Source organism: Streptomyces sp. R35, from assembly GCF_041053035.1.
GTDB lineage: Bacteria > Actinomycetota > Actinomycetes > Streptomycetales > Streptomycetaceae > Streptomyces > Streptomyces lutosisoli.
Window position 1 is genome coordinate 861312 of the sequence record NZ_CP163440.1, and the last position, 18206, is coordinate 879517.

Below are 18206 nucleotides of genomic sequence, written 5' to 3' on the forward strand. Positions count from 1 at the left end.
CCCCTTCACGTCCCGTCGTCAGTCAGGATCGAGGCAGAGCACAGGAACCCGCTGGACGAGGTTGTTGACGAAGCCGCCCCGGTTCCACGGCTGTTCCAGGGGCTGGGTGTGGCCCTCGGCGTCGGTGGCCCGCGCGCTGAGCACATGGTGGCCGGGTGTGGCCGTCCAGTCGAAGTGCCAAGGGCGCCAGGCCCAACGCAGGCCGCTTCCCCCGTCCAGGTGCGCCGCGGACCAGGACCGTCCCGCGTCCCAGCTCACCTCGACCCCGGTCACCGGCGCGCGCCCCGACCAGGCTCGTCCCTCCAGCGCCACGGCACCCGGCCGGACCACCCGGGTCCGTGACATGAAGTCCGGGAAGCCGGGCGGGATCAACAGGGCACGCGGGGCGATCCGGGTGACCGGTTCGCCCTCGTCGCCGGCGCCCTGCCGCAGCCGGTACGCCACGGCCTGCTGGAATCCCGTGAAGGGCGTGTCCGAAACCGTGATGTCGCGCAGCCACTTCACGTGCGCCATGCCGTACCAGCCGGGCACCACCAGCCGCACCGGATGTCCGTGCTGGGGCGGCAACGGGGCGCCGTTCATCCCGTACGCCACAAGCACCTCGGGCTCGCCGCCCATGGCCACGTCCAGCGGAAGGGCACGCTGGTAGTCCTGCTCGACCCCGCGCTCGACGCCGTGATCGGCGCCGGTGAACACCACGTCCACCGCCCCGGGTTCGACGCCGGCCTCGGTGAGCAGCATCCGCAACGGCACGCCGGTCCACTCCGCCGTGCCGACCGCCTCCACCAGCCACGGCTGACTCACCGGCCGGGGCGTCAGCAGGGCCCGCCCATTGCCCGCGCACTCCAGCGTCACCCGTTGTGTGACCGCGGGATACGCCTTCAGGTCAGCGATCCCGAACAGCAGCGGCCGCCGCACCCGTCCCCCGAGCGTGAGCTGCCACGAGGAGCTCGCGGTGTACGGGATGTCGTAGTGCGTCAGTACGTAGTGCAGCCCCGGTGGCGTGACGTCGTACCGCAGAGCCTCCAGCGGTATCCCATGATTCCGGGCGGCGAGGGCCAGCTCCTCCTGGCTGACGCCCTCTTCCGGCCCGGCCAGCCGAGCGGGTCCACTCACGTCGCCGAGACGATGGCTCATGCCCGCATTGTCCGCCTTCCCGGCGTGCGGAAGCTAGGCGGACGGCGGACGGATGCTCCGGTCCACGAGGTCGTGCCAGCCGGACTCCAGGCGCTCCAGCGGCATGTCGCGCTGGCGGGTCAGGTGGTGGATCAGGGCGGGTTCCAGGTATCCCATCAGGGTCTGGGCGACGAGTTCGATGTCCGTTGCCGGGCGGACCTGGCGCAGCAGCATGCAGACGTGCATGAGGTGGACGCGGTACGGGGCGGAGTTGAAGCGGCGGGAGGCGTCGGGCTCCGCGGCGAGGTACAGGTCGAGTCGCTCGGAGGTCTGGCGCAGGGCGCGACAGCCGAAGGCGTGCAGTCGCTCCGCCGGTGACGCACCGGGGCCGAGCGGAGGCGGACCGCTGATGAAGTCGGCCTGGAACCGCTGCTCGGTGTGGTCGAGCAGCGCCATCAGCAGGCCGGTGCGGTCGCCGAAGCGCCGGAAGACGGTGCCCTTGCCCACCGAGGCCGCGGCGGCGACGGCCTCCATCGTCACATTGGCCACCCCGTGCTCCTCCACCAGCCGGGCGGCGGCCTCCAGCAGACGCGCGCGGTTGCGTGCGGCGTCGGCGCGCAGCTGCGGGGCGTCACCGGGGGCGGTGAGCTCCGTCAGCACGGGTTCGTCGGACGGTTCCTGTCGCTTCGGGAACGGCGGGAGCGGGGTGGACATGAAGCCAGCGTAACGGCAGACCGGGAAAACTGGACTCCGGTCCGCTTCAGTGCTACAACTTTAAACGGACCTCGGTCCGCTTTATTGCGGCAACGTTTCAGCTTCGGGAGTTACTCATGTCTGTACGTATCCTCGCGCTCGTCGGCAGCCTGCGTGCCGGCTCCCACAACCGCCAGCTCGCCGAGGCGGCCGTCAAGCTCGCCCCGGAAGGCGCCGAGGTCGAGCTCTTCGAGGGCCTGGCCGAGATCCCCTTCTACAACGAGGACATCGACGTCGAGGGCAGCGTGCCCGCCGCCGCTGCCCGGCTGCGTGAGGCCGCCGGCCGCGCCGACGCCTTCCTGCTCTTCTCGCCCGAGTACAACGGCACGATCCCGGCCGTGCTGAAGAACGCCATCGACTGGCTGTCCCGCCCCTACGGCGCCGGCGCCTTCACCGGCAAGCCGGTCGCCGTGGTCGGCACCGCGTACGGCCAGTTCGGCGGCGTATGGGCGCAGGACGACGCCCGCAAGGCCGTGGGCATCGCCGGCGGCACCGTCCTGGAGGACGTCAAGCTCTCCATCCCCGGCTCCGTGGTCCGCTTCGCCGAGACCCACCCGGTCGACGACGCCGAGGTCGCCGCCCAGCTGACGGAGGTCGTCAGCCGTCTGCACACCCAGGTCGGCGAAGTCACCGCCGCCTGACAACTCCCTTGAGGGCCGGTCCGGTTCAGCCGGGCCGGCCCTTTCGTATGTCTCAAGATCGCCACCGCGTGTCTCAAGACCGCCACCGTATGGCTCCGGCGTCTCCTGGATCTTGGCGGAACGAAATCCTCCGCGCCAAGATGCCCGCATGAAGGGTGATCTCTTTTCCAGTGACCACATGGTGCAGCCCGCCGTCGCGCCGGGCATGACCATTCAGAACGCCAAGTCCATCAAGTACGCCGTCAACGGCGAGATGCTGGCACGACAGGGGGCGATGGTCGCCTACCGGGGGAATCTGCAGTTCGAGCGCAAGGGCCAGGGCGTGGGCGGCATGCTCAAGCGGGCGGTCACCGGTGAGGGGCTGCCGCTGATGACCGTCCGCGGGCAGGGCGAGGCCTGGTTCGCGCACGAGGCGCAGAACTGTTTCATCGTCGGTATCGAGCCGGGCGACGTGTTCACCGTCAACGGCCGCAACGTCCTGTGTTTCGACGCCACCTTGTCGTACGAGATAAAGACCGTGAAGGGCGCGGGCATCACCGGCGGCGGCCTCTTCAACAGCGTCTTCACCGGCCACGGCGGTCTGGGACTGATCTGCGAGGGCAACCCGCTGGTCATACCCGTCTCGCAGCAGCAGCCGGTGTACGTCGACACGGACGCCGTCGTCGGCTGGACCGCCCATCTGCACACCTCGCTGCACCGCTCGCAGTCGATCGGCTCGATGATCCGCGGCGGTTCGGGCGAGGCCGTGCAGTTGAAGCTGGAGGGCGAGGGTTACGTGGTCGTGCGTCCCAGCGAGGTGACGCCGCAGAAGGCGCAGCAGCACTGACACCGAGGCCGCGGACGAAAGGGCGCCCCGCCGGATGGCGGGGCGCCCTCATGTGGTGCGTCAGTGCCCCGCGGCGGGGGTGTTGGCGGCCGTCACATTGACGGCGGCCCAGGCCTTGTTGACCGTCTTGTACTCGGTGCTGCTCGACCCGTACATGTCGGCGGCGGCCTTGAGTGTGGCCTTCCGCGCGTCATGGAAGTCGGTCGTGGAGACCATGTAGCGGGTGAGCGCCCGGTAGAAGATCGCGGTGGCCTTGGTCCGGCCGATGCCGGTCACCGTCGAACCGTCGTACGTCGGCGAGTCGTACGTGACCGAGCCGATCGTCTTGCGGCCGCTGCCCTCGGCGAGCAGGTAGAACGCGTGCGAGGAGACGCCGGAGCCCGCGTGGACCTCGGTGTCGTAGACCTCGGGCGCCCAGTAGTCGACCGTGCCTTCGAGCTTGTCGAGGGACGGGTGGTCGAGGCGGCGCAGGAACTTCTGCTCCAGGCCCAGCTTCTCGCCCAGGAGGTAGTTCGGCGGGTTCTTCGGGTTGTTGGCCGAGAACTCGACGTTCGAGCCGAAGATGTCGGCGAGCGACTCGTTCAGGGAGCCGGGCTCCCCGTACTGGTTGCCGTCCTGGTCCACACGGGTGGGTTCGAGGGCGGCGGTGGCGTCGACGACGCCGTGCGTCAGCTCGTGACCGGTGACGTCGAGGACGACCAGGGGCTTCTTGAACAGGTCGCCGTCACCGTCGCCGTACAGCATGCAGCCGCACGTCGAGTCCCAGAAGGCGTTGCCGACCTTGTTGCCGAAGTGGACCATCGCGTGGGCACCGGCGCTGTTGTTCTTGATGCCCTTGCGGCCGAAGGTCTTCTTGTAGAAGTCCAGCGTCTTGGTGATGCCGTACTGGGCGTCGACCGCGGCGGTGGCACGGCTGGACGTGGTGCCGGTGCCCCACTTGTTGTCGCCGTCGGTGAACTTCTTGCCGCCGGCGAAGGATTCCAGCTCCTGGCCCCTGGCGTCCCGGGTCTCGGTGTTCCACCGGGTCCGGTCCTTGAGGAGGAAGCTGGTCCGCGCGGTCTGCGTGGTGCTCAGCGCCACCTTGCCCGCGAAGAGCGAGGCGCCGCTGCCGGTGGCCGTGGCCGGGTACTGGCCCGCCGCGGTCGCGCCGCTGATGCCGGTCAGCCCGGTGACCGCCGTACCCGACTCGGGGGTCGCCGACTCGCCCCGCTTGCGCAGCGTCTCCTCCAGGGACGGCGAGATGAACTCGTCGCTGTCGGGGGTGTTGCTGCGCACCTTGCCGGTCTGGGCGTCCACGACGACCGTGCGGGAGCCGCCGGCCTCCGTGGTGTCGCTGTCCGTCACGCGCACCTGGTAGGCGAGCGCGGCGGCGCCGTCGCGGCCGTCGACGACCAGTTCGGCACTGCCCGCGTCACCCTTGGCGACCGCGGCGGCCTTCTGCTCGGCCTGCTGAGGCGTCAGCTTCGCCTCGGTGGTGGCCGGCTTGACCACGTGGTCGGCCGCCCGGGTCACGCCGAGGTAGCCGGACTGCTTGCTGAGGTGGACGACCAGGTCGCCGCCGAGGACCGGGAGGCCCTGGTGGGTGCGGACGAAGCGGACGTGCTGCTTGCCGTCCGGGTCCGTCATCACGTCCTTGGCCTGAAGGGTGTCGCCCTGGGTGACACCGGTGGCCGACGCGTGAGCGAAGGCCGCGGCCCTCGCGGCATCCACCGGCGAGGAGACCGAAGCCGCCGCACGGGCGGGCGAGTCGGGCGCGGCCGCGAAGGCGGAGCCCGCCGGGAGAGTGGCGGCCGTCGTCACCGCGACGGCGATCGCCACGCGGCGTATGTGGGGTCTACGCACTGAGTTCCTTCGAACAGGGCGGCCGGGATCGCCAACCGCCAAGAGACACGGCGCTGTTGGGCGCCGTGGGAGCTGTTGGGCCCCGAGGCGACACCCTCACAGATTCATCATGTACATGTAAAGACGAAAGATCCCTTTTATTGGTTTCCGGGCGATGTCTTTACGAATGTTCACTTCTCGGTGATCAACGGGTGCCCAACTGCGCGCCGCCCGGACAGATGTGAGGGGGAATGAGGCGGTTGCCTGGTGAGGCCCATTGACACGCGTATGTGACCCATGTCGCAGCGCCTCCGGCCCGCAGCGGGCGGGTCCGGAGGCGTGCAGGTGTCAGATCGTGCGGTGGGCGAGGGAGGACAGCAGGGTGCGCAGCTCCCCGGCGGGGCGCGGGGCGAGCGACGCGCCCGCCAGCAGCATGTCCGCCGTGGCGAGATGACGGCGGGCCTCACGCAGGGCCCCCGTGCGGCCGCCGGCCCGCTCGACGAGGGACGCGGTGTGGCGAACGGCGGCGTCGTCGAGGGCGGCCGGTGAGGCGAGGAGTTCGGCGAGCGCACAGTGGCCGGGCGCGTTCAGGGCGACGAGAACCGGGAGGGTCTTCTTCCCCTGGCGCAGGTCGCCGTGGACCGGTTTGCCCGTGACAGCCGGATCACCCCAGATGCCCAGAAGGTCGTCGCCGATCTGGAAGGCCACCCCGAGATGGCGCCCGGCGCGGTCCAGGGCGGTCGTGGTCTCCTGCCGCGCTCCCGCCAGTTGGGCGCCCAGGGCCAGCGCGCAGCCGAGCAGCGCACCGGTCTTGTGCTCGGCCATCGTCTCGTACTCCCCCACACCGACCGCCTCGGGTCCGCGCCAGGGGCGGTCGGCGAACAGCAGGTCGTCGGCCTGGCCGCGGACCAAGTCGCGCAGCGCCGTGGTCAGGTGCCGTACGGCCGCGGCGGCGTGCGCGGTCGCGGGCCCCGCGGTGAGGGTCTCCACGGCCAGGGCGAACAACGCGTCGCCCGCAAGGACGGCGGGGCCCGTGCCGTACGCCTTCCACACGGCGGGGCGGCCGCGGCGCAGCGCGTCGCCGTCCATGATGTCGTCGTGGAGCAGCGAGAAGGTGTGCACGAGCTCCACGGCGACGGCGCCCGGCACACCCGCTTCGGCGGGACCTCCTGCCGCCTCCGCGCCCAGTACGGCGAGCGCCTGCCGTACGCCCTTGCCCTGACTGTGGGTCGCGGGGGCGGCGCCCACCTCGCAGCGGCCGAGCGCGTATCCGGCCATCTCCGCCACCCAGGGGTGCAGACCGCCGATCGCCTCCGCGAGGGCGGGGGCGACGAGTTCGCGGCACCGGTGCAGGATCTCCGGCGCGGCGGGCGGCGACTGCAGGGCCGTACCGCGAGGGGTCATCGGGCAGCCTCCGCGTCCGCACTCCCGGTCGCTGTGAGGCCGAGTTCGGTCCGCGCCCGCTCGACCATGTCCCGGGCGTGCCGCAGCCCGATCCCCTCCAGCACCCGTGCCAGTCCGGCCAGTTCGGCGGCGGTCTCGGCGCGGTCGCGGCCCAGGCGCGCCAGGGACTTGACGAGACCGAGCCGCGACAGGGCCCGGCCACGCGGCTCGCTCATCGCCTCGAACTCCGCGAGCGCCTGCGCGTAGACGTCGCGGGCCTGCTCGTACCGTCCGGCCCGGTAGAGGACGTTGCCGCGCATCTTGTGGTTGTAGGCGAGCGCGCCGGACAGGTTCATCGCCCGGCAGGACACCTCCGCCTCGCCGAGCAGTTCCAGCGCGCGGTCCACGTCGTGATCGCGTACGGAGACGATGTCCGCGAGGCCGCGCAGGGCCCAGGCGTGACCGCGCCGGTCCTCGGCGCGGTCGGCGATCTGGGCCGCCTCCTCGAACATGGCGTACGCGGTGTCGTGGGCGCCGGTGTTGCGGTGTATCTGCGCGATGCCCTCCAGGGCCCACACGGTGTGGCGGGCCTCGCCGCGTTTACGGGCCTCGGCCAGGAGCTGTTCGTGCAGCGCGGTGACGGCGGCGTAGTCGCCCTGGATACGGCCGGTCTCCGCCATCCCCGCGAGGGAGTAGCCGCGCACCACGACGTCCCCGGCGTGCTCGCCGAGTTCTGCGGCCAGCCGCAGCAGCCTCCACGCCAGCGGGAACGCGCCGCGCTGGCGGGCCAGTGTGCCGCCGCTCCACAGCGCCCACGCCATCGCTCCGGTGTCGCCGGCCTCGCGGGCGGTGCGGTAGCTCGCCTTCCACGCCCGGTCGGCGTCCGCCACCTGCCCGAGGCGGCGGTGCGCCTCGGCGACCGCGAGACCCGAACGGGCCGCCTCGCCCCGTGCCCCCGCGCGCTCGGCGGCACGCAGTTGCTCGGTGCCGGCCGCGAGGACGTCGGTCAGCGAGGAGTTCACCGACAGGGTGGTCAAAGCGCCCTGGTACTCCGGGGCGAAGGCCTTGCCGTACATGAATGCCTTTCCGTCTGCCACCGGTCGGCCGCGTTCGCTCGCGGGCCGGCGGTGATGGCTGTTGCTGGCTTCCGCGGGTCGGCGGCCTGTGACGGTTCAGCTATACGCACGACGTATACGCAATATGTATACGCAGAGCGTATAGTGCGCCGGATTTCCACCTGGGAATCCCTCACTCACCAAGGTTCACGCGCTGCCCACCCGTTGCCGATCAAGACGACGGCGGCGCCCGCAGGGTTGCTTCGCCCTGCGAGGAAGCCGAAATTGCGCTGCGAGGAAACGTGAACGAGCCACAGAATGGCGGAAGTTGACCTCTCACACCGGAAGCAGGCGCCCATGCCCGCAAGCCCGATGCACGCCGACGAGGCGCGGATCGACGACTCGCTCGTACGACGGCTGCTGGCCGCGCAGTTCCCGGTGTGGGCCGACCTGCCGTTGAAGCGCGTCGAGTCGTCCGGCACCGTCAACGCCGTCTACCGGCTCGGCGACGACCTGGCCGTACGCCTTCCGCGCATCCCGGCGGGCGCCGGTGACGTGGAGAAGGAGGGGGAATGGCTGCCACGGCTCGCGCCTCTGCTGCCCTTCGCCGTCCCTGAGATCCTCGCCATCGGTGCGCCCGGGGAGGGTTACCCGTGGTCCTGGGGCGTGCTCCGCTGGCTCGACGGCGAGCTTCCCGTCCCCGGCCGGCTCGCCGACGCCCAGGCGCTGGCCGTCGATCTCGGCCGGTTCGTCGCCGCGCTGCGACAGGTCGACATGCCCGGCGGGCCGCCCGCCTACCGGGGCGGGCCCCTGACGGCGGTGGACGCCGAGACGCGCTCCGCGATCGCCGAACTCCACGGCGTCATCGACACGTCGGCCGCGACCGCGGCCTGGGAGGCCGCGCTGGCGGCACCTCGATGGACCGGCCCGCCCGTATGGGTCCACTCCGACCTGATGCCGATGAACCTCCTCACCCACCAGGGCCGCCTCGGCGCCGTCCTCGACTTCGCCACCCTCGGCACCGGCGACCCCGCCGGCGACCTCATCCCGGCCTGGAATCTCCTCCCCGCCGAGGCGAGACCCGCGTTCCGGAACGCCGTGGGCGCCAACGACACCGACGACGCCATGTGGGCGCGGGGGCGCGGCTGGGCCCTGTCCATGGCCCTGACCCAACTCCCGTACTACCGCACCACGAACCCCGTCATCGCGGCCAACGCCGAGCATGTGATCGGTGAGGTCCTTGCCGATCTCTAGCCCGGACACGTACGAGATCCGCTACGGGTGGACGCGCCGAGGGGCGTGGATCGCGCTGATACTGGCGGCGTTCATGGGCGTCGGCCTCATCCCGGGCGCCGAGCCACCTGTCGGTTACCTCCTGGAACCGCTCCTCACCCCGATCCTCGCGGCGACCGTCCTGACGGCTTCGTGCCGGCGTACCGCAGTTCTCATCGACCACAAGGGCATGACGCTGGGCCGTCTGCCCTTCACCCACAGGGAGTTCGTGCCCTGGTCCGAGATCGTCTCCGTCGACCTCCGTAACGTGGTGGCGGGGAGCGGCCGGTTCAGGGTCCCGGTCCTCGATGTGCGGCACCGGCAGGGAGCCGCCCCGCCGTGGAACCCGGCGAACTCCCCCGGTGTGCAGGCGATCGACACCTACCTGGCGAACCACGTGGACGCCGACTTCGTGGAGACCTTCCGGGGCACCACGATGTCGACTCGCGGCATGGTGTTGTGCCGGCTGGATCCCGCCCGGCTCAAGGAAGCGGTCCAGGGTTTCGCCCCCGGGGTACGGGTCTTCGGCGACGTCGACTGAGGGAGTCCCCCTAGGACTCCACGAGCGCCTGCGTGCCCAACACGCCCAGCAGCGCGACCCGTTCGGCGTCCTGTGTGCCGGGCTCGGCCGTGTAGAGCATGATGCGCAGGTCGCCGCCCGCGACGCTGAGGATGTCGCAGTCGAGGGTCACGGGGCCGACCTGGGGGTGGTCGATGGTCTTGCGGGACGCCTCGTGGTGGCCCACGGCTCCGGATTCCCACAGTTCGGCGAACCGGTCGCTGTTCGCGCGCAGTTCCGCGATCAGGCGCCGTAGCCGCTGGTCGGCCGGATACCGGCTCGCGGTCGCGCGGAGGTCGGCGACAAGCGTGGCCTCGAAGGTGCGCCGCTCCTCGGGGGTGTGGCGGACGCGGCTGCCCGGGCCGATGAAGTTGCGCCAGACGCCGTTGCGCTCGTTGCCGCGCCAGCCCGACGGATCGCCCAGCAGCGCCGCGTACAGCGGATTGGCCAGCAGCAGGGTCCACGCCGCGTCGTAGACCGCGGCGGGCGTGCCGGTCAGCCGGTCCAGCAGCCGGTGCACGCCCGGTGTGATGTGGGCGGGCACCATGTCCCGCCCCGGCGGTACGAGCCCGGCGGCATGGAACAGATGCTCGCGCTCGGCTCCGGACAGCCGCAGCGCGCGGCCCAGCGCCTCGACGACCTGCTCCGACGGGTTGGCCGCCCGGCCCTGTTCGAGGCGGGTGACGTAGTCGACCGAGATCCCGGCCAGCAGGGCCAGCTCCTCGCGGCGCAGCCCGGCGGCGCGGCGGTGGCCGCCGGCGGGCAGCCCGGCCGCCTCCGGCGGGACCCGGTCGCGCCAGCGCCGCACCATCTGCCCGAACTCCGTGCTCGCCATGCCCTCAACTGTGCACCGTCCGGCGCGGACATGCCTGGTACTGACAGTCCCAGGAAGACAGGACTCCTGGCTGACCGCACTGCCGCGCCGGAACCTGGACTCATGACTACGACACTGATCACCGGAGCGAACAAGGGGCTCGGTTTCGAGACCGCCCGTCAGCTCATCGCAGCAGGCCACACCGTCTACATCGGCAGCCGGGACCCGGAACGCGGGCGACGGGCCGCCGGGCAGCTGGGGGCGCGACTGGTCGTCCTCGACGTCACCGACGACGCGTCCGTCGCCGCCGCCGCGAAGACCATCGAGGCCGACGGCGGACTCGACGTGCTCGTCAACAACGCCGGCGTCGAAGGGCGCGGCGAGGGGAACACCGTGGTCGGCGCCGCGGACGTGACCGCCGACATGATGCGGTCGGTGTTCGAGACGAACGTCTTCGGCGTGGTACGCGTCACCCACGCGTTCCTGCCGCTGCTGCGACAGTCCGCCGCCCCCGTCGTGGTGAACGTGAGCAGCGGCCTCGGCTCGATGGCCCTCGTCACCGCCCCCGACACCCCGACGTACGCCTACCCGGGCGTCGCCTACCCGGCGTCCAAGACCACCGTCAACATGATCACGGCGCAGTACGCGAAGGCGTTCCCGGCCATGCGGATCAACGCGGTGGAGCCGGGCTATACCGCGACCGACCTGAACGGCCGCACGGGTACGCAGACCGTCGCGGAGGGCGCCGAGATCATCGTCCGCATGGCGCGGACCGGCCCGGACGGACCCACCGGCGGCTACTTCGACGCCTCGGGGCCGGTCCCCTGGTGAGCGGGACGACCACACCGGACATGGAACATATATTCGATTACGGGGGTAGGCTGGTCGCATGGCCATGCACCTCCAGGGCTCGCTCTTCGACCAGACCGACGAGCTCCACCTCAGTCCGCTGAACCGGATGCGCCGGACCGCGCTGGGCGCCGGGGCCTGGATCGACCTGCTGCCCGGGTGGCTCGGCGGGGCCGACATGCTGTTCGACCGGCTCGCCGCGGAGGTGCCGTGGCGGGCCGAGCGACGGCAGATGTACGAGCACGTGGTGGACGTACCGCGGCTGCTCGCCTCCTACCGCGCGGGCGACCCGCTGCCGCATCCGATCCTGGACGAGGCCCGGGACGCGCTGTCCGCGCACTACGCCGCCGAGCTGGGCGAACCGTTCACGACGGCCGGGCTCTGCTACTACCGGGACGGCCGGGACAGCGTGGCCTGGCACGGGGACAGGATCGGGCGGGGCGCCCGTGAGGACACCATGGTCGCCATCCTGTCCGTGGGCGCTCCACGCGATCTGCTGCTGCGGCCATGCCGTGGCGGGGACACCGTGCGGCGCCCCCTCGGCCACGGCGACCTGATCGTGATGGGCGGCTCCTGCCAGCGCACCTGGGAGCACGCCATCCCCAAGACGGCGCGGGCGGCGGGACCTCGGATCAGCATCCAGTTCCGGCCGCACGGGGTGAACTGAGTCCGCGGCCACACCGAGCGGAACGCGCTACCGCTCTTCGCGGAACACCTCACGGTGTGAGCTGGCTCTGCACCGTCGGTGCGTACCGTTCGACGATGTCGTCGATCGTGGTGGCACGCAGGCGCGTACCGCGGGCGATGCCGTACATCACGCCGAGTCCGAGCAGGGTGCTGACGACGAGTTCGGCGCGCAGGCCCGCGTCGGGGCCGGCGAGGCGCTCGGCGAGGCGGTCGCTGACCTGGGTACGGAAGTTGGCGCGCAGTATGTCGCCCTGCTCGCCCTGGAGCGGGGCGAAGACGATCCGCAGAATGGGGTCGGCGCCGCGCTGGGTCTGGCCTTCGAGGAGATGGCGGACCATATGGCGGCCGAGGTCCTCCAGCGGTGCGTCCAGCAGGGCGTCGGCGTCGGACTCGAAGGACATCACGCGCGCGAACAGCGCGTCCTTGTTGCCGAAGTACTTGAGGATCAGCGGCGCGCTCACTCCCGCCCGGTCGGCGACCGCCTTGAGCGTGATGTCCGCGTGCGCGTGCCGGGCCAGCAGATAACGGGCCGCGCGCAGGATGGCCGCCTTCGTCGCCTCCGCGTCGCGGCGCGGCGGTGCGGCGGTGGGTGCCGTGAGACCGGGGTGCGGGGTGGTCACGGTGCTCATGCTCCTTCGAGGGCTTCGTCGCGGGGCGCCGCCGTACGGCGGCGGGCGCGCCGGGTGCCGCTTGAGGCGGCGTCGGCGGGGTCGGCGGGTATGGCGAGGGCAGCGGCGCAGGCCACCAGTGCGACCGTACCCGCCATGGCGAAGGCCAGCAGATAGCCGTGCAGCGTGGGCACCGGGGCGCCGCCGATCAGGCTCGTGTGGTGGACGAGTACGGCGGCGACGGCGGCGCTGCACACGGCCTGACCGATGGTGCGCATCAGGACGTTGACGCCGTTGGCGGACGCGGTCTGCCCGGCGGGAACGGCGCGCAGGATGAGGGTGGGGAGGGCCGAGTAAGCGAAGGTCGTGCCAGTCGCACAGATGGTCGAGCCCACGATGATCACCCACAGGTCGCGGCTGTCCGCGATACGTATGACATAGCCGAAGGCGATGATCGCGGCCCCGATGGCCAGCGTCACGCGCGGACCGCGGGCCGCCGAGATGCGCGCCGACACGGGTGACAGCAGCAGCATGGTCACTCCGCCGGGCAGCAGGCACACGCCGGTCGCCACGATGGACAGTCCGAGCCCGTAGCCGGTCGCCTCCGGCGCCTGCACCAGTTGCGCCGTCACCAGCGAGTTGCCGTAGAAGGCGAATCCGGTCAGGAGCGCGGCGATGTGCGGCAGGGCGACCCGCGGGCGGGCGGCCAGCTTCAGGTCGACCAGGGGGCGTTCGGCGCGCCGCTGCTGCATCCACCACAGGGCCAGGATGACCACGCAGGCCACGAGCAGACCCAGGATCCGGGGGCTGGTCCAGCCCCACGTACCGCCCTGGGACACCCCCAGCAGCAGGCATATGAGTCCCGCGGCCAGGCCCAGCGCGCCCGTCGTGTCGAAGCGGCCCGGTTCGCGTACGGGCGACTCGCGCACCGCCCACCAGGCCAGCGTCAGCCCGCAGGCGCCGAGCGCGGTCGTCGCCCAGAACATGACGTGCCAGTTGGCGTACTGGACGATCAAGGCGGCGAGCGGCAGACCGAGCGCGGCGCCGATCCCCACGGTGGAGCTCATCAGCGCGACGGCGGAACCCGTGCGCTCCGGTGGCAGTTCGTCCCGCAGGATGCTGATCGACAGCGGTACGACGGCAGCGGCAGCGCCCTGCAGCGCCCGCGCCGCGATGAGGACACGGATGTCCGACGTGAGGGCGCACAGGAGCGAGCCCACCGTCATCAGCCCGAGGGCCATCAGCAGCACCCGCCGCTTGCCGTACATGTCTCCTGCGCGGCCCAGCACCGGCGTCAGCACCGCTCCGGACAGCAGCGTCGCCGTCACCATCCAGGAGACCGTGCTCGCCGAGGCGCCCGTCAGCCGGGGCAGATCCGGGAGCAGGGGCACCACCACCGTCTGCATGACGGCCATGAGAATCCCGCCGAACGCCAGGACAGGGACCGCCAGCCGATCGCGCAGGGCCGCCATGGACACTCCTGAAGTCGACGCGAAAAAGAAGGTGAATGGTGATTCACCATACTGGTGAATCACCATTCACCCAATGTGCCGCCGATATATTGCCAGGTTGCTACCGGTGGGAGCGGGCCTGCACCGTGCGGGCCACCCGGGGCCCCAGCCAGCGCTTGAACCGGCGCAGCGCCTCCAGCTGTCCGGCCGCGCGGTCGATCCGGTAGTACAGCTGCGGCGGGATGTACGGAAGTAGCGGTGAGTGCCGCTGGCCGAGCAGGGCGAACATCTGCGCCGGTGGGAGACGGATGTAGCGCGGGAGGTTCTCGTACCACTGGGCGCTGTGCCGGGCCGCGCTCTGGACCGACAGGAGCGCGGATTTGCGTTCCCGCTCGTAGTGGGCGAGCGCGGACTCCAGTTCCTGGTGGTCGCGCAGCGCTCCGGCCAGGGAGATGGCGTCCTCCAGGGCGAGGGTGGTGCCCGCGCCGATCGAGTAGTGCGTGGTGTGGGCGGCGTCGCCGAGCAGGACGAGGTTGCCGCGGTGCCAGGTCCGGTTGGTCAGGGTGCGGAAGTTGAGCCACTGCGCGCTGCCGTCGGCCTGCGCCCGGCCGATCAGCCCGTGTCCGCCCAGCAGGTCGGCGAAGAGCTTCTCCAGCAGGGCCAGCCCGTCGGCCTCGCTCGCCCGGTCGAGCCCGAGGCCGGTCCAGGTCTCCGGGGAACATTCGACGACGAGGGTGCTGTGGTCGTCGCCGAACCGGTAGGCGTAACACCAGATCCAGCCGTGGTCGGTCTCCACGAACGAGAAGGTGAAGGAGTCGAAGACCTTCGTCGTGCCGAGCCAGATGTAGATGTTGCGGCCCAGCGTGATCTCGCTGCCGAAGTGGTCGGCGTGACGCTCACGCAGCGCGCTGTTCACCCCGTCGCCGGCGACGACGAGGTCCGCGTCGGGCAGCCGGCCGGCGGTGACCTCGTGCTCGAACTCAACGCGTACGCCGAGCGATACGGCACGCTCGGCGAGCAGGTCGAGCATCCGCCGACGTCCGATGCCGAAACCCTCGTCACCGTGATGGACCGTCGTCCGGTCGCCGACGTGGGCCACCCCGTCGCTCCAGCGGACCGAGTTCTCGCTGACGGCGAGCGCGGACTCGGGGTCGCCCTCGCGCAGTTTGTCGAGCAGGCCCGCCCAGTAGGTCACCCCCCAGCCATAGGTGGATCCGGCCGGGTTCCGCTCGTAGACGGCGATGTCATGGGACGGGTCCTGGCGCTTCATCAGGATCGAGAAGTACAGGCTTGCGGGTCCGCCACCGACGCACGCGATCTTCACGCGCACTCCCCTTTGTTGCACAAAGCGGTCAATTGATCACGAAGAGTAGCAGGGGGTGTCACCGTGGGAGTTCACGTCACCTTGCGGGCGTGAGCCGCGCCACTCACCGCGGGCCACCCCAGCAAGATCATCGACAACGGGCCGCCCAACGGGAGGAATTTCACCCTCCGGTGGCCCGCGAACCCCTCCGACAGCAAGATCATCTTCGTTCAACCTTGCACGACATTTACTTAATTGTCCGGATCGCAGCCAACCGACATTCGGCGATTTCTCCCGCTCTTTGAGGACCCGATAGGCATGACGAGTCGTCAACAGAGCCGATCACTGGAGGTTTCCGCATGCCGGAACTCACTCGTCGCCGTGCCCTCGGGGCCGCGGCCGCGCTGGCCGTCGCGGCCGGAACCCAGGCCGTCGCCGCACCCGTGGCGTCCGCCGCCGAACACCACCACGGCGGGCCCGACCCCTTCGACGAGGTCTACCGGGGCCGCCGAATAGAAGGCCGGCCCGTCAGCGGGGGCGGTCACCACCACGACGCCGGATACACCGTGTTCATCGACGGCGTGGAACTGCACGTCATGCGGAACGCCGACGGCACCTGGATCAGCGTCGTCAGCCACTACGACCCCGTACCCACCCCGCGCGCCGCCGCCCGCGCCGCGGTCGTGGAGCTGCAAGGGGCCCCGCTCGTCCCCTTCCACACCAACTGACCCGCCCCGCAAGCAGATCGTGGAGTCCCGCACATGACCGTACGCAAGAACCAGGCGAGCCTGAGTGCCGACGAGAAGCGGCGTTTCGTCGACGCGCTCGTGCAGCTCAAGCGCAGTGGCCGGTACGACGCCTTCGTCACCACGCACAACGCCTTCATCATGGGTGACACCGACAACGGCGAGCGGACGGGCCACCGTTCACCCTCGTTCCTGCCCTGGCACCGCAGATTCCTCCTCGAGTTCGAGCAGGCCCTGCAGTCCGTCGACTCCTCCGTCGCGCTGCCGTACTGGGACTGGAGCACCGACCGCACGGCGCGCTCGTCCCTGTGGGCGCCCGACTTCCTCGGCGGCACCGGGCGCAGCCTGGACGGCCGGGTGATGGACGGCCCGTTCGCCGCCTCGTCGGGCAACTGGCCGATCAACGTACGTGTCGACAGCCGTACGTACCTGCGCAGATCGCTCGGTGGCAGCACCCGGGAGCTGCCGACCCGCGCCGAGGTGGAGTCCGTGCTCTCCATGGCGACGTACGACATGGCGCCCTGGAACAGTTCCTCGGACGGCTTCCGCAATCATCTCGAAGGCTGGCGGGGCGTCAATCTGCACAACCGCGTCCACGTCTGGGTGGGCGGTCAGATGGCCACCGGCGTCTCCCCCAACGACCCGGTCTTCTGGCTCCACCACGCCTACATAGACAAGCTGTGGGCCGACTGGCAGCGCCGCCACCCCGACTCCGGCTATCTGCCGCTCGCCGGTACCCCCGACGTCGTCGACCTCAACGACACGATGAAGCCGTGGAACGACGTGCGCCCGGCGGATCTGCTGGATCACACCGCGTACTACACGTTCGACACCGTCTGATCAGAACCGGCTCCGGTCGCGGAGGAACCTCGCACGAGGGGCCTCCGCGACCCGCGGAAAAGGAGCGGCGCTCAGCCGTGCCGATCGGCAGGATGAGAGACGTGCTGATCATGGACGCCGTACTGGAGACCTACGAAGCCGCCGACTTCACTCTGTGGCCCACCGCCGAACAGCCCGCGGACCGCTTGCTCGCCCTCTCCGGCGACCTGTCGCCACTTGAGGTCGGCACCGCGATGGCGGTCCTGGCCGGCTACAACAAGACGCAGCGCACACGCCATGACCCCGGCCCCTGTGACGGCCTCGCGTTGCTTCGCCGCCTGGTGTCGGTCGAGTCCGTCATCGCTCCGGGCGGCCTGCGGCTCAGGGACACCGCCAGCGGAATCACCGTGTCGCCGGGGTGCTGCTTCGGTCTCGAGAACTGGAGGGACTGGCTGGATCTGCTGGACGGCGAGACGCCCTGGCTCGGCCACGACCCCGCGCCGGATGTGGAGCACTCCGGATCGCTCGTCCGGCTCCGGCCGGACGCGGAACGCCCGGCCGGCCCGCCGGTCGAACTGCCGCTCAGTGAACTTCCGGTGCTGCTCGACTCCGTGCGGAGCGCGCTGGCCGGGTTCGTGGGCCTCGTCGGGCAGTGGACGGAGCGGGACTTCCCTCCCGCGCTCGCCGCACAGGTCGTCGCCAAGCTCGACGAAGGCCTGGGCATCGGCGCACCTCTGCGGGAAGTCCCCTGAAGCTCCTGGAACCCCTGATGCGGAGGTCGCCTACGCGTTGCTCGTCTCGGCGGTACGGCACTCCGGGTGCCCCCACCCCTGGCCGAGCTTGGCGATCGACTCGCCCGCCGCGTAGGAGCGGCCGCACAGGCACCGGCCCGGGAACTTCGCCTTGATGGTGCGGCTCGATGCGGTGCTCTGCCGCGCGGTCTTCGTGGTCGTGCGGCGGCGGGCGGGGGCAGGCGTGTCGGGAGAGGACGGCGGCTCCGGGGAGCCGAGGTCGCTGCCCGCGGGCTGCTGGACGATCGCGGCCTGGCTCGCGGCGCGGTCGGCGAAGTCGTTGAGGCGGTCGCCGTCGACCTGGTGCGCGGGGACATAGCGGAACTCCACGGTGCGGCCGTCGAGGAGTTCGTCGATGCGGGCGACCAGTTCCTGGTTGGCGACGGGCTTCCCCGCGGCCGTCTTCCAGCCCTTGCGCTTCCAGCCCGGCAGCCAGGTCGTGACAGCCTTCATCGCATACTGGGAATCCATCCGGATCTCCAGCGGCACATCCGGGGCGATCGCCGTCAACAACCGTTCCAGCGCGGTGAGTTCGGCGACATTGTTGGTCGCCGTGCCCAGCGGGCCGGCCTCCCAGCGGGTGGGACTCTCGTCCCCGTCGGCGACGACCCAGGCCCATCCGGCGGGTCCCGGGTTTCCCTTCGAAGCCCCGTCACAGGCGGCCACAACGCGTTCAGGCATGGCCCCGATCATGCCACGGTCCGGCCGGGGC

19 protein-coding genes are annotated in these 18206 nt (G+C 70.9%); 9 read left to right on the forward strand and 10 right to left on the reverse strand.

Annotated features, from left to right (window positions below):
* Positions 1 to 18: 18 nt before the first annotated feature.
* Positions 19 to 1137 (reverse strand): sulfite oxidase, encoded by a 1119-nt coding sequence (locus AB5J50_RS04295; RefSeq protein WP_369255017.1) that lies wholly within the window; start codon positions 1135 to 1137, stop codon positions 19 to 21.
* A 33-nt stretch (positions 1138 to 1170) separates the two neighbouring features.
* Positions 1171 to 1830 (reverse strand): TetR/AcrR family transcriptional regulator, encoded by a 660-nt coding sequence (locus AB5J50_RS04300; RefSeq protein WP_369255019.1) that lies wholly within the window; start codon positions 1828 to 1830, stop codon positions 1171 to 1173.
* A gap of 116 nt (positions 1831 to 1946) precedes the next feature.
* On the opposite strand from AB5J50_RS04300, the gene AB5J50_RS04305 reads away from it, so the two are divergent.
* Entirely contained in the window at positions 1947 to 2510 is a 564-nt protein-coding gene (locus AB5J50_RS04305) for an NAD(P)H-dependent oxidoreductase (RefSeq protein ID WP_369255021.1), read from the forward strand.
* A 148-nt stretch (positions 2511 to 2658) separates the two neighbouring features.
* Positions 2659 to 3336 (forward strand): AIM24 family protein, encoded by a 678-nt coding sequence (locus AB5J50_RS04310; RefSeq protein ID WP_369255023.1) that lies wholly within the window; start codon positions 2659 to 2661, stop codon positions 3334 to 3336.
* Between the two features lie 60 nt (positions 3337 to 3396).
* Here AB5J50_RS04310 and AB5J50_RS04315 read toward each other — a convergent pair whose 3' ends face one another.
* From AB5J50_RS04315 to AB5J50_RS04325, 3 genes are all read right to left on the reverse strand, one after another.
* Positions 3397 to 5178 (reverse strand): M4 family metallopeptidase, encoded by a 1782-nt coding sequence (locus AB5J50_RS04315; protein WP_369255025.1) that lies wholly within the window; start codon positions 5176 to 5178, stop codon positions 3397 to 3399.
* Positions 5179 to 5505: 327 nt separating this feature from the next.
* Positions 5506 to 6561: a polyprenyl synthetase family protein gene (locus AB5J50_RS04320; protein WP_369255027.1), complete on the reverse strand. Its 1056-nt coding sequence runs from the start codon at positions 6559 to 6561 to the stop codon at positions 5506 to 5508.
* The gene (locus AB5J50_RS04325) at positions 6558 to 7616 is read right to left on the reverse strand and encodes a tetratricopeptide repeat protein (protein ID WP_369255029.1); all 1059 of its coding nucleotides are present in this window, start codon (positions 7614 to 7616) and stop codon (positions 6558 to 6560) included. Before AB5J50_RS04325 ends, AB5J50_RS04320 begins: the two co-directional genes overlap by 4 nt.
* Positions 7617 to 7952: 336 nt before the next feature.
* Between AB5J50_RS04325 and AB5J50_RS04330 the strand changes: the two genes are divergently transcribed.
* Both AB5J50_RS04330 and AB5J50_RS04335 read left to right on the forward strand, forming a co-directional pair.
* Entirely contained in the window at positions 7953 to 8849 is an 897-nt protein-coding gene (locus AB5J50_RS04330) for an aminoglycoside phosphotransferase family protein (protein ID WP_369255031.1), read from the forward strand.
* Positions 8836 to 9408 carry a hypothetical protein gene (locus AB5J50_RS04335; RefSeq protein WP_369255033.1) on the forward strand — a complete coding sequence of 191 codons (573 nt, stop codon included), beginning with the start codon at positions 8836 to 8838 and terminating at the stop codon, positions 9406 to 9408. The genes AB5J50_RS04330 and AB5J50_RS04335 overlap by 14 nt, the downstream gene beginning before the upstream one ends.
* A 10-nt stretch (positions 9409 to 9418) precedes the next feature.
* Here AB5J50_RS04335 and AB5J50_RS04340 read toward each other — a convergent pair whose 3' ends face one another.
* Positions 9419 to 10261 carry a helix-turn-helix transcriptional regulator gene (locus AB5J50_RS04340; RefSeq protein ID WP_369255035.1) on the reverse strand — a complete coding sequence of 281 codons (843 nt, stop codon included), beginning with the start codon at positions 10259 to 10261 and terminating at the stop codon, positions 9419 to 9421.
* Positions 10262 to 10363: 102 nt separating this feature from the next.
* On the opposite strand from AB5J50_RS04340, the gene AB5J50_RS04345 reads away from it, so the two are divergent.
* Together AB5J50_RS04345 and AB5J50_RS04350 are read left to right on the forward strand one after the other, a co-directional pair.
* Positions 10364 to 11071: an SDR family NAD(P)-dependent oxidoreductase gene (locus AB5J50_RS04345; RefSeq protein ID WP_369255037.1), complete on the forward strand. Its 708-nt coding sequence runs from the start codon at positions 10364 to 10366 to the stop codon at positions 11069 to 11071.
* Between the two features lie 58 nt (positions 11072 to 11129).
* A complete protein-coding gene (locus AB5J50_RS04350) occupies positions 11130 to 11756 on the forward strand; it encodes an alpha-ketoglutarate-dependent dioxygenase AlkB (protein WP_369255039.1) in 627 nt (208 codons plus the stop codon).
* A gap of 49 nt (positions 11757 to 11805) precedes the next feature.
* Here the strand turns inward: AB5J50_RS04350 and AB5J50_RS04355 are convergent, their stop codons facing one another.
* The 3 genes from AB5J50_RS04355 to AB5J50_RS04365 form a co-directional block, all read right to left on the reverse strand.
* On the reverse strand, positions 11806 to 12405 hold the full coding sequence (locus AB5J50_RS04355; RefSeq protein ID WP_369255041.1) for a TetR family transcriptional regulator: 600 nt from the start codon (positions 12403 to 12405) through the stop codon (positions 11806 to 11808).
* Positions 12402 to 13856, reverse strand: a complete 1455-nt coding sequence (locus AB5J50_RS04360) for an MFS transporter (RefSeq protein WP_369255043.1) — start codon at positions 13854 to 13856, stop codon at positions 12402 to 12404. Before AB5J50_RS04360 ends, AB5J50_RS04355 begins: the two co-directional genes overlap by 4 nt.
* Before the next feature lie 100 nt (positions 13857 to 13956).
* Positions 13957 to 15159, reverse strand: coding sequence for an FAD-dependent monooxygenase (locus AB5J50_RS04365; RefSeq protein ID WP_369255045.1), 1203 nt, complete (start codon positions 15157 to 15159; stop codon positions 13957 to 13959).
* Positions 15160 to 15497: 338 nt separating this feature from the next.
* On the opposite strand from AB5J50_RS04365, the gene AB5J50_RS04370 reads away from it, so the two are divergent.
* The 3 genes from AB5J50_RS04370 (at position 15498) to AB5J50_RS04380 (ending at position 17455) form a co-directional block, all read left to right on the forward strand.
* Positions 15498 to 15866, forward strand: a complete 369-nt coding sequence (locus AB5J50_RS04370; RefSeq protein ID WP_369255047.1) for a tyrosinase cofactor — start codon at positions 15498 to 15500, stop codon at positions 15864 to 15866.
* A gap of 33 nt (positions 15867 to 15899) precedes the next feature.
* The gene (locus tag AB5J50_RS04375; RefSeq protein ID WP_369255049.1) at positions 15900 to 16724 is read left to right on the forward strand and encodes a tyrosinase family protein; all 825 of its coding nucleotides are present in this window, start codon (positions 15900 to 15902) and stop codon (positions 16722 to 16724) included.
* A gap of 77 nt (positions 16725 to 16801) precedes the next feature.
* On the forward strand, positions 16802 to 17455 hold the full coding sequence (locus AB5J50_RS04380; protein WP_369255051.1) for a hypothetical protein: 654 nt from the start codon (positions 16802 to 16804) through the stop codon (positions 17453 to 17455).
* A 30-nt stretch (positions 17456 to 17485) separates the two neighbouring features.
* Here AB5J50_RS04380 and AB5J50_RS04385 read toward each other — a convergent pair whose 3' ends face one another.
* A complete protein-coding gene (locus tag AB5J50_RS04385; protein WP_369255053.1) occupies positions 17486 to 18187 on the reverse strand; it encodes a ribonuclease H in 702 nt (233 codons plus the stop codon).
* Positions 18188 to 18206 lie beyond the last annotated feature (19 nt).